The organism is Photorhabdus hainanensis (assembly GCF_018448965.1).
Lineage (GTDB): Bacteria > Pseudomonadota > Gammaproteobacteria > Enterobacterales > Enterobacteriaceae > Photorhabdus > Photorhabdus akhurstii.
In genome coordinates this window covers 1-1,128 of record NZ_RCWD01000109.1, presented here as the reverse complement: position 1 = coordinate 1,128, position 1,128 = coordinate 1, and the positions used below count along the sequence as shown (strand labels likewise).

1 rRNA gene is annotated in these 1,128 nt (G+C 55.3%); it reads left to right on the top strand.

Features of this window, described 5'->3' with window-relative positions:
* Positions 1–1,128, top strand: a 23S ribosomal RNA gene (locus EAE92_RS24065); the annotation flags it as partial.

Sequence of the window (1,128 nt, the reverse complement as noted above, 5' to 3'; positions counted from 1 at the left end):
TGTGACTGCGAAGGGGGGACGGAGAAGGCTAGGCCATCCGGGCGACGGTCGTCCCGGTTTAAGCGTGTAGGTGGGAGGAGCAGGCAAATCCGCTCTTCTGTAACACTGAGGCGTGATGACGAGCTGCTACGGCAGTGAAGTGGTTGATGCCCGGCTTCCAGGAAAAGCCTCTAAGCATCAGGTGACATTGAATCGTACCCCAAACCGACACAGGTGGTCAGGTAGAGAATACTCAGGCGCTTGAGAGAACTCGGGTGAAGGAACTAGGCAAAATGGTGCCGTAACTTCGGGAGAAGGCACGCTGGCGGTAGGTGAAGGAGTTTGCCTCCGGAGCCGAAGCCAGTCGCAGAGACCAGCTGGCTGCAACTGTTTATTAAAAACACAGCACTGTGCAAACACGTAAGTGGACGTATACGGTGTGACGCCTGCCCGGTGCTGGAAGGTTAATTGATGGGGTTAGCCGCGAGGCGACGCTCTTGATCGAAGCCCCAGTAAACGGCGGCCGTAACTATAACGGTCCTAAGGTAGCGAAATTCCTTGTCGGGTAAGTTCCGACCTGCACGAATGGCGTAATGATGGCCAGGCTGTCTCCACCCGAGACTCAGTGAAATTGAACTCGCTGTGAAGATGCAGTGTCCCCGCGGCAAGACGGAAAGACCCCGTGAACCTTTACTATAGCTTGACACTGAACATGGAGCCTTGATGTGTAGGATAGGTGGGAGGCCTGGAAGTGCGGACGCCAGTCCGCATGGAGCCATCCTTGAAATACCACCCTTGAATGCTCGATGTTCTCACTTAAGCCCGTCATCCGGGCTGAGGACAGTGTCTGGCGGGTAGTTTGACTGGGGCGGTCTCCTCCCAAAGGGTAACGGAGGAGCACGAAGGTTGGCTAATCACGGTCGGACATCGTGAGGTTAGTGCAAAGGCATAAGCCAGCTTAACTGCGAGAGTGACGGCTCGAGCAGGTACGAAAGTAGGTCTTAGTGATCCGGTGGTTCTGAATGGAAGGGCCATCGCTCAACGGATAAAAGGTACTCCGGGGATAACAGGCTGATACCGCCCAAGAGTTCATATCGACGGCGGTGTTTGGCACCTCGATGTCGGCTCATCACATCCTGGGGCTGAAGT